The sequence below is a fragment of the Candidatus Kurthia intestinigallinarum genome (assembly GCF_003991225.1).
GTDB lineage: Bacteria > Bacillota > Bacilli > Bacillales_A > Planococcaceae > Kurthia > Kurthia populi.
Genome location: NZ_JTFC01000168.1, coordinates 1 through 1,620 on the forward strand (window position 1 = coordinate 1; position 1,620 = coordinate 1,620).

Sequence of the window (1,620 nt, forward strand, 5' to 3'; positions counted from 1 at the left end):
GCCAAACGACACCGTATACTCAGTCCCGTTTTTTACGTGTAAAGCAAGTATCGCCTCTACATATTCTTTACTTGGACCACTATATTTTCCTGAATACGCTGACTGTAAAATGGCGTATAAGTCCTGACCATTTAAAGGATCTTGTAAGCGAGCATTAAATTCATCTAAAAAGTTCTCCGTACGCTCTAAATCCCAGCCTTCTGCGTAGCAAATAAGCGCTAGTGTAAACAGCGTATTATTACGCCCTAGCATGCCTTTATTGCCTTTAATATTCACGGTATGAACTAATGCATCAAACCACTCTGTATGCACGACAGACTGCTTCTGTTTCTTTGTAGGTAACACAAATAAAGGACGCTGCAGATCATCATCTTGACGCATCGACCACTGTATCAGTGCCGCAATCGAATATTGATTATCGAAATCCTTATACACGACATTTTTCTCTGTTGGTAAACGGAAGAAGCCAAAGTCATTGCAAAATAAATCGGCTTCTACCGACTGCAAACTACGTTTTAAATTATCACTAATACGCTTGGCCACTTTTAAGCCACGGAAGTTTTCTTTATTCGAAATAAACAGTGGTGATTCCAGTACAAAATACAGCTGATAACCACGATCCGATGCAACAATAAACGTCGGTAAACCAATTGAAGCGTCCATGCAGACAAGTAGCAGCTCGTTCACGCTATATTTTTTCGTATCAATGTCGACGACGAACGTATTAATCTGCTGAAGATTACGCTCCTCAAAGCCGTGGATATAACGACGCGTGTCATCCGTATAACCAAACGTACGGTACACGTTCGGTGTGAAGTGTGTAAGCGTGTGCGCATCCTCTAATAACGTTTCCTTCGACGTCACGATATACCCCTTTACGCCATTTGCTGTAAAGTCTGCTTTTTGACGCACCACAAAGACAGCCCCTTGACGTGTCGATTTTTCTTTCTTCTCTGCCTCAACACGTGCTGGCAAGCTCGCTTTAGAATGCTTCTTTTTATATGTGTGGATTCCTGTATGTAGCAGCGTATCAAACAGCTGCCCCATCTCCTGCTTTTCTAACGCAAAAATAGCCATGGACATAGCTCTCCTTTCCTCTAGGTGAGCGTCCACAGCTATCTCGTTCAAAAGCACACTTAAAAAAGGGTGCATGAAGCCAATTTTCAATCAGAAATATTGAAAATGTCGTCTACAGTTGCTATAATTAGCGTAATATTGTTTTACTAATGGCGTGTTACCAGCACACCATTTATTTAATCTAATTATAACAACAAATAAGCTTCGACCAAAAAGCTCATTTTGTTGTAGATCAACGACCATAAGTTAGTTACCAGCTAACCGCTCGGACGCTCACTTATTTAGTTGTTCTTTGTTTGAGTCATTCCTTGTCCTGCCAAAGACAAATGAGGAATGGCTTTTTATTTTGCCTAAAATCTTTATTACTACTAAATAAAACATAAAATACGAGGGTTGTAAACTCATAAAAAGCATTGATACCCTTATGTTTTCTCGCACTTTTCTACTTTTCCACTTTTGCGAGAAAGTTGACTTTGAGTAGAAATTGCAAATTTCCACTTTTCCACCTTTGCAAAGTAGAAATGATTTTTTGCGTTTTAAAAT

General features: G+C 39.6%; 1 protein-coding gene. It reads right to left on the reverse strand.

Going from position 1 to position 1,620, the window contains the following annotated elements; genetic code table 11:
* Positions 1-1,077, reverse strand: a 1,077-nt coding sequence (locus QI30_RS19485; protein ID WP_158621101.1) for a primase C-terminal domain-containing protein, incomplete at its 3' end; no start/stop codon positions are given.
* Between the last annotated feature and the right edge of the window lie 543 nt (positions 1,078-1,620).